This window comes from Natrinema soli (assembly GCF_028618695.1).
In genome coordinates, this window is record NZ_JAQIVI010000148.1 from 1 (window position 1) to 7,228 (window position 7,228).

9 protein-coding genes are annotated in these 7,228 nt (G+C 64.9%); 2 read left to right on the forward strand and 7 right to left on the reverse strand.

Translation table 11 applies throughout. The features are described from left to right. From PGX04_RS10320 to PGX04_RS10330, 3 genes are all read right to left on the reverse strand, one after another. On the reverse strand, positions 1 to 688 hold a 688-nt coding region (locus PGX04_RS10320), incomplete at its 3' end, for an ABC transporter substrate-binding protein (RefSeq protein ID WP_273738410.1). Further along, on the reverse strand, positions 685 to 1,695 hold the full coding sequence (locus PGX04_RS10325) for an ABC transporter substrate-binding protein (protein WP_273738411.1): 1,011 nt from the start codon (positions 1,693 to 1,695) through the stop codon (positions 685 to 687). The genes PGX04_RS10320 and PGX04_RS10325, both read right to left, overlap by 4 nt. 43 nt (positions 1,696 to 1,738) lie before the next feature. Continuing rightward, positions 1,739 to 2,632, reverse strand: coding sequence for an ABC transporter substrate-binding protein (locus tag PGX04_RS10330; protein WP_273738412.1), 894 nt, complete (start codon positions 2,630 to 2,632; stop codon positions 1,739 to 1,741). A gap of 82 nt (positions 2,633 to 2,714) precedes the next feature. On the opposite strand from PGX04_RS10330, the gene PGX04_RS10335 reads away from it, so the two are divergent. Continuing rightward, entirely contained in the window at positions 2,715 to 3,077 is a 363-nt protein-coding gene (locus PGX04_RS10335; protein WP_273738413.1) for a cupin domain-containing protein, read from the forward strand. Between the two features lie 32 nt (positions 3,078 to 3,109). Further along, a complete protein-coding gene (locus tag PGX04_RS10340) occupies positions 3,110 to 3,538 on the forward strand; it encodes a VOC family protein (protein WP_273738414.1) in 429 nt (142 codons plus the stop codon). 95 nt (positions 3,539 to 3,633) lie between these two features. Here PGX04_RS10340 and lwrS read toward each other — a convergent pair whose 3' ends face one another. The 4 genes from lwrS to PGX04_RS10360 form a co-directional block, all read right to left on the reverse strand. Next, positions 3,634 to 4,026 carry an LWR-salt protein gene (lwrS, locus tag PGX04_RS10345; protein WP_273738416.1) on the reverse strand — a complete coding sequence of 131 codons (393 nt, stop codon included), beginning with the start codon at positions 4,024 to 4,026 and terminating at the stop codon, positions 3,634 to 3,636. Positions 4,027 to 4,046: 20 nt separating this feature from the next. After that, positions 4,047 to 4,328, reverse strand: coding sequence for a 4a-hydroxytetrahydrobiopterin dehydratase (locus PGX04_RS10350; protein WP_273738417.1), 282 nt, complete (start codon positions 4,326 to 4,328; stop codon positions 4,047 to 4,049). Between the two features lie 105 nt (positions 4,329 to 4,433). After that, entirely contained in the window at positions 4,434 to 5,093 is a 660-nt protein-coding gene (locus PGX04_RS10355; RefSeq protein ID WP_273738418.1) for a helix-turn-helix domain-containing protein, read from the reverse strand. A 704-nt stretch (positions 5,094 to 5,797) separates the two neighbouring features. Next, positions 5,798 to 7,228: outer membrane protein assembly factor BamB family protein (locus tag PGX04_RS10360; protein WP_273738419.1), on the reverse strand; the 1,431-nt coding region annotated here is incomplete at its 5' end.

The following is a 7,228-nucleotide window of genomic DNA, read 5'->3' on the forward strand; positions in this document are numbered from 1 at the left end:
CGGGGTCGCGGGTCGCGGCGGCCCAGCCGCGCGCGGTCGCCCGCAGGAACGACCGAATCGCATCCGGGTTTTCGTCCGCGAACTCGGGGCCGGTGACGAGTGTCATCCCGTAGATATCCAGATAGTCGCCGATCGGGAGTTCGTCGGCCGTCCGATCGTGTTCTCGGCCGATCTCGATCCCGTTCGTGACCACGCCGACCGCCGCGTCGACCGTCCCGTCGATCACCTTGTGCTGGACGCGGTGATGCGTGTGCGGGTCGACGTCGAGGAGGTCGACCTCGTCGCGGATGTCCGCGTTCTCGAGCAGTTGGGCGGTCAGGATCCGCGTCTTCGTGGCGGAGGGCGCGACGGTTCGGCCCGCGAGCTGTTCGGGTTCGGAGAGTTCCTCGCCGAAGACATCCCGCAGGGTGTAGACCGCCGCCGGCGTCTTCTGGGTCACCGCCGCGACTGCAAGCGGCTCGAGACCTTCGCTCTGTTTCGCCAACACGGCGCTCGCACCGGCGAGCGCGATATCGCTATCGCCGCGCGCGGCCCGTTCGGCCGCGAACGGCGAGCCGTGGCCCTCGACGAACTCGACCTCGAGGCCCTCCGCCTCGTAGAACCCGTCCTCGCGGGCGAGGAAGTACGGCGACTGGAAGCCGTTGGGTTCCCAGTTGAGTTGGAACGAGACCGATCGGGATTCGGTCACGCTTCCACCTCGAGGTCCGGCCGGAACAGCCCGTCGGGGAGTTCGTCGATACCGAGGGCGTCCGTGCCGGCGACGGTTTTGAGGTGCTCGAACAGTCGCTCCATTCCCTCGACGGTGGTCTCGTCCCAGTCGGCGACGACCATTTCGCGCCACCGGTCGCGGACGGCGCGGACGACCGCGGGGTCGTCCTCGTACATGAGTTGCGCGCCGATCTCCGCCCAGAGTTCGTCGTCGCGCTGGAGCCGTTCGACGGCATCCCGATAGGCCCCCTGAAACCCGCGGACGGCACCGGGGTAGGTATCCAGGTACGATTCGCTCGTCAGGAACGTCGAGACGGGGATCGGGGTGTCGCCGTCGGTGTCGGCGAGGCGGCCTACCAACCGCGACATCGGGAGGACCTCGCGATAGGCTCCGGTCTCGACGATCTCCGGAACGATCTGCCAGAACTGGAGGATCGCGTCGACTTCACCCTCCTCGAGCAGCCGAGTGAGTCCGACCTTCGAGCCGGCTTCGATCGGCGTCGCCGTCTCGTCCGGATCGAGGCCGTGGAACTCTCGACAGGCCGCCCGGACGAGGATCCAGTTCTTGTCGAGGCGTCTGACGACGCCGATCCGGTGGCCCGACAGGTCCTCGAGCCCCTCGATCGGCGAGTCGGTCGGCGCGACGAGTCCGCCGACGGTCCGTCCGTAGGGGTGGAAGGCGACGATCGGCGCGCCGTCGGCGCGCTCGCGGGCCGTCGAGATGTAGTCGATGTCGATCAGGTCGGCGTCGCCCTCCTGAAGCTTCGCCTCGACGGTCTCGAGGCCATCGTCGAGTTCGTCGGAGACGAGTTGCAAGTCGAGGTGGAAGTCGTGGTCGTGGTCGTAGCCGAACCGTTTGATCGTGTAGAGCAGGTACCGCGGACTGCCGTTGTGTTCGAACCGCGCCCGTAGAACGGGACGGTCACCGGGGTCGCCCTGAAACTCGTCGATCGCGGCCTGTTGTGAACTGATGTCGATGTCGGTCATGGGTGGGTCGTGAGTGTGGTGTTTCCGGGATTGTTAGAACCGATCACAGCGGCGCGACGATGTCGTCGATCGCCGCGTCCTCGTCGATCAGCCCGCGCTCTTGCATCCACTCGAGGTGGCCGTCGAGTTCCGCGCGGTCGGCGGGCTCGGGGACCTCGTACTGGGGCACCGCGATCTCCTCGCGAACGTCGTCCACGTCGACGTCGTCGAACAGGTCGGGCGCCATCGCGGCGTCGGACTCGAGCATCTCGAGGTACGTGCCGCGGAACGCGTCGGGATCGGCGTTGATGTCCTCGACCGCGCGGCCGTAGGCGCGCAGGAAGGCCTCGAGCAGCTCCTGATCGATCTCGTCGCTTCCGACGATTCCCATGTGGTTGTCGTACTCGAGGAGTCGCCGGAAACCGAGGTGGTCGGCGAGCGTGCTGTGCGGATCGATCAGCGTGACGGCGTCGACGCTCCCCTCGCGGAGGGCCCGCAGCCGGTCGGTGGGCATCCCGCAGCCGACGAGGTCGACTTCGTCGGCGGGAACGTGCTCCTCGAGGGCCTTTCGTGCGGTGTATTCCTGGCCGGTCCGGCGGTTGACGCCGACCGGGATGTCGGCGAGATCGGCCGGCGTCTCGATATCCGAGTCGGGACGGGTGAACACCGTATACGGGAGGTTCGCGAAGGTTCCGTTCGCGACGATGCGGCCGTCGTCCATCGACCACGTCCGGCGGATGCTCTCCCACTTACAGATGGGGTAGAGATCCACATCGTAGTCGCCCGTCAGCGTCTCCTCCGCGGGGATGTACTTGACCTCGACGTCGCGTCGATCGCGTTCGATCAGATCCACTGAGAGCCCTTCGTCGCGGAAGTATCCCCGTTCGGTCGCCACCCGCTGTGGCAACATAAACGAGAACGGGAGGTGGAACAGTCGAACCGGCTGTTGTGTTAACATACGGCACTCCACATCACAAAGGCCCTAAAACGTTTCTACGATACGTTTATAAGCCAGAGCGTGGGTGGTGTTGACTGTATCCATGGACAGACTATCGACGGCCCACGCCGACTTCGAGGAGGTCGCCGACGGCGTCCACCTCGCCGACCTCCCCGCGGGAAATCGGGCGAGCATGGTCTATTGGCGGATCGAATCGGGAGCGACGTTGCCGACGCATACGCATGCGAACGAACAGATCGGATACGTCCTCGAGGGGGAACTCACCGCGATCGTCGAGAGCGAAGCGTACGCGCTCACGGCCGGCGACGCGTACCTGTTCCACAGCAACGAGCGTCACGGCGCGGAAAACCGGAGCGATGAGGACGCGATCGGTCTCGGGGTCCTCGCACCACCGCGAGAGGAACCCGACTGGCGACGGACGGCGTCGGCGGTCGAGCAGGACTGACATCACGACCGGTATATCGAGGACAATTACACATGGACGCCGTTGATCACATCAACGTCGATGTCGACACGCTCGAGCCCTGTTACGAGTTCTACCGCGACACCCTCGATCTCGAGCTGGTCAGACCGCCAGCGGACTTCCGGGGCGCGCACGCGATGTTTCGGGCCGGCGAGACGGTCGTGACGCTGGCCGAAACCGGCCGCGCCGAGAACTGGGACGAGCGCGGGCTCGATCACCCGCTCGACAAGGCCCACCTCGCGTTCGCGACCGACCGCGAACCCTACGAGGCCCTGCTGAACGACCTCGAGGGACAGTTCCCGAAGCAAGGTCCGTACGATTGGGGGGAGTTCGAGGGATTCTACTTCCTCGATCCGGACGGCAACCTCCTCGAGGTCGTCACATACGATTCACCCGAGGGCGAACGAACGCGACAGCTACTGACTCACGACGACGTGGGATAACGAGTCCGCGGTGGGGTACCGAGTACTGGAGTAACGAGTACCCCGGACCCTCGAATCTCGAGCGCCGGACGGAACGCGGTCAACTCGCAGCGCGATCACGACGCGTCCGTCACTCGAACGCTCGACCCCAGATACTTCGACAGTACCTCCGAAACGTCGTCGGCGTTGAACGCCTCGAGGTCGGCCGCGATCTCCGATTTCAACGCGTCGAGGTACGCCTCGTCCGCCTGGAGTTCGCGGAAGTCGATGTCCTCGACGGTCCGCTCGGGGACGCCGAGCCACTCCGCGGCGAGCCGGCGGCCGTAGTCCTCGTCGGACACCTCGCCGCGCCACAGCGTATCGCGGAAGAACAGCCAGCCCTCGGTACCCGGCTCCGGAGCCCCGCGAAAGAGCGTGACCGTCGTCTCGGCGCTGCTCGGCTCGAGGGAGACGTCCTCCTCGGCGGGCTCGAGCCGGATACGAGCGCGGAAGACGTAGCGAGCGTCCATTGTGGTCAGTTGCTGCGATTTCAGGCGCCGCGTTCGGACTCGATCAGGTCGGCCATCTCGATGTCGTCTTCGGTGATGCCGCCCTCCTCGTGGGAGGTCAACCGGATTTCGACGCCCGAGTAGCGGATGATGATTTCGGGGTGGTGAAACTGCGCTTCGGCGATCTCGCCGACCATCTGGGCGAAGTTGACGCCGCGAAGGTAATCGTCGAACTCGTAGACCCGAACGATTTCGTCGTCTTCGCGTTCCCAGTGATCGGGGAGCTCCGTCTCGATCTCCTCGTCGGAAAGCAGGTCAGCCATGTGGTGCCGAACGGAAGCCACCCAAATAACGATTGTGCCGTGCTCCCATTCGGCCGCCGACTCGCGATCCCAGGCCGTGACGGCCGATCGACGGTCGCCCGACGATCACTCGAACTGTGACTCCTTACCCGCGGGCTGGAGTTCGGCGTCGACCAGCGTCTCGTAGGCCCGACGGAACCGCTCGGAGAGCGCCTGGTGTGAGATCCCCAGCTCCTCGGCTAACTCCTCCATCGACACGCCGCGCGGGATCTCGAAGTAGCCGTATTCGAGTGCGGCCTCGAGCGCTTCCTGTTGCTCGGGCGTCAACCGGGTCTCGTGGCTGTCGGCGTCGGTCACGTCGGTCACGCGCCGGAGATCGGCGCTGATTCCGCGGCCGACCAGCCGTTCGTAGGCCTCGGTGAGCAGGTCGCGGTCGCGGTATCGAACCGTCACCTGCCACCAGCCGTCGGTCGCCCGCGCCTCGAGCAGCGAGCCGCCGTCGATAAGCAGCTCGTTCCAGAGGAATTCAGTCCCCGTTTCCTCGGCGAAGGTCACGTCGTACAGCAGCCGCGAGTCCGTCTCGACGAGGAGTTCGGCGACCTCGACCGATGGATCGGCCGCGAACGCGTCGTCGGCCGTCTCTCGATCGACCCCGGCGACCCACAGCGACGGACGCGTCTTCGACACCGAGGACTCGAGTTCGAACGTGGCCGCCGGCGCGCGCTCGAAGGCAGTTGCCAACGCCGTTTCCGCCGCCGGCAGTCGAAGGTCGGCTATCGTCGACATCGGGCTTCGTACATCGCCGCCGCGTAAAAACTGCTGTTGTGGTGCGATTGACTGTCCGACTCGGTGATACCGATCCGTGGAAGCGGTGACTCGAGTCGAAACCGTGTTCAGCCCGATCGATCCACGCGATACTCCGGACTGGGGAGCCAGCGTGCGGTGGCGCGCGCTGAGTCGCGGCGAACCGATTGTGAGCCGCGACCCGAAACTGCGTGAGGTCTTCGCGAACTTCGTGAGCGAATGGCTTGGAAGACGCGAAGCGTCTTCCAGTGGATGAGCGCGGGAGCGAAGCGACCGAGCGGTAGCGCGGAACCTCCGGTTCCGCGAACCATCCGAATAGTGCGAGGCCGTGGGCCTCGCAGACCATGTGAACGGGCGCGTAGCGCCCGTGAACAGACGGCGGCGGAGCCGCCGTGAGGAGAAATCGGTTGGGGAGGGCGTGGCGATTCCCTGTTGCCAATAGAGGCAGAACGCTCGTCTTTACAGTAGTTGGTAAGATGGATTCTTTATTCTGAGTTGGGCGTGAAACTCTCGCTCAGTATAGGGAACCGACGTAACGAAATGGATTGTGATCCACTGAGAATTTTCCAAGGACAGGCTACAGAATATCTGGGTCCGTCGGATACGGTGAAAGCGTAATCGGGAAGACGAGGATTCCGATACGTTGTTCGGCGATCTCGTCCGAATTTGCCCGGCCCGGGATCCCCTTACTCAGACGGTTCGTTCACGCTGGTCGATTCGTCGACGCCGGCCTTCCGGCGCAGCCACTCGAGGCCGAGCGCCCCGCCGAGAAGACCCGAACCGGTCGTGAAGCCGGGCACGTTGTCGGCGTCACTGTTGTTCTCGGTGTCCGTCTCGTTTCCAGCGTCCCCATTTCCGGCGGTTCCGTTCCCGACATCGCCGTTATCGGCATCGACAGACTCTCCATCGTCGTCACTGGATCCGCCGTCGTCGTCACTGGATCCGCCGTCGTCGCTATCGTCTTCCCCCGTGTCGCTGTCGTCGTCGCCGTCCTGCTGATCGTCTCCCTCGTCGGATCCGTCTTCCTCGTCGTTTCCGCCGTCCGTGTCGTCGTTCTCGTCACTCTCGTCGGATCCGTCTTCCTCGTCGTTTCCGCCGTCCGTGTCGTCGTTCTCGTCACTCTCGTCGGACTGGTCGTCCGTGTCCGTTTCTTCGCGAAGCGCCACAAGTTCGCCGTCGTGGTCGACGTAGATCGTCTCGCCGCTGATCGCACGGATCGTTCCGACCGGCGCATCGTCCGTCGAGAGCACCCACTTCTCGGACCCGTCGTACTTGTTCAGGGCGACGAGGTGCTCGTCGTAGTCCCGCCACTCGGGATTCGGGGGACCCCCGTCCCGAGTGAGATACACGAACGCGGTTTCGCCGCTGATGACGGGTACCCCGTAGGTGTACAGAACGTCGAGACTCCAACTGTATTCGTCACCATGGATCGAACCGCCGCCGTATCCGTGATCGGTGCCGCTGCCGACGTAGATTTCCTCGTCGAACGCTATCTCACGACTCCCGGAGCCTATGGTCAGAAGTTCGCCCGTTCGGGTATCGCGCAACGGCCACTCATTGTAGGCACCGCCGTCGTAAGCGACCGCTGCCGATGTCGCGTGGATGGTATCGGTATAGGAGTCGACGATACCGCTGGTCCGCCAGACTTCGGCACCGGTCTCGGGCTCGAGAGCGATCGGGCCGTCACTCGTGACGCTGTAGATCACACCGTTTGCCGCGGCGGGCGCTGCAACGAACTCATGCTCGTCGTCGTCGCTGCTGACCGATTCGTTCTCCCACCGAACCGAGCCGTCGTCGGCCTCGAGCGCGTACAGCGTGCCGTCGGCGACGGCGTACACGCCGCCGTAGGCGACCGTCTGCCAGACGATCTCCTCCTCGGGATCGAACTCGGTTTCCCAGCGAACGCTCCCGTTGGACCGATCGAGCGCGATGACCTCGTTCCCGCTGAAATAGACGGTCTCGCCGGCGACCGACGGCGCTTCCGCGTCGATATCCGTATTCTCCCAGACGACGGTGCCGTCCGTCGCATCGAGGGCGACGACGCCGTCGTCGGTCGGCGTGTAGACCGTCCCGTCGGCGACGGCGACGGAACTCGCGCCCGCACCCGCGACGGACCA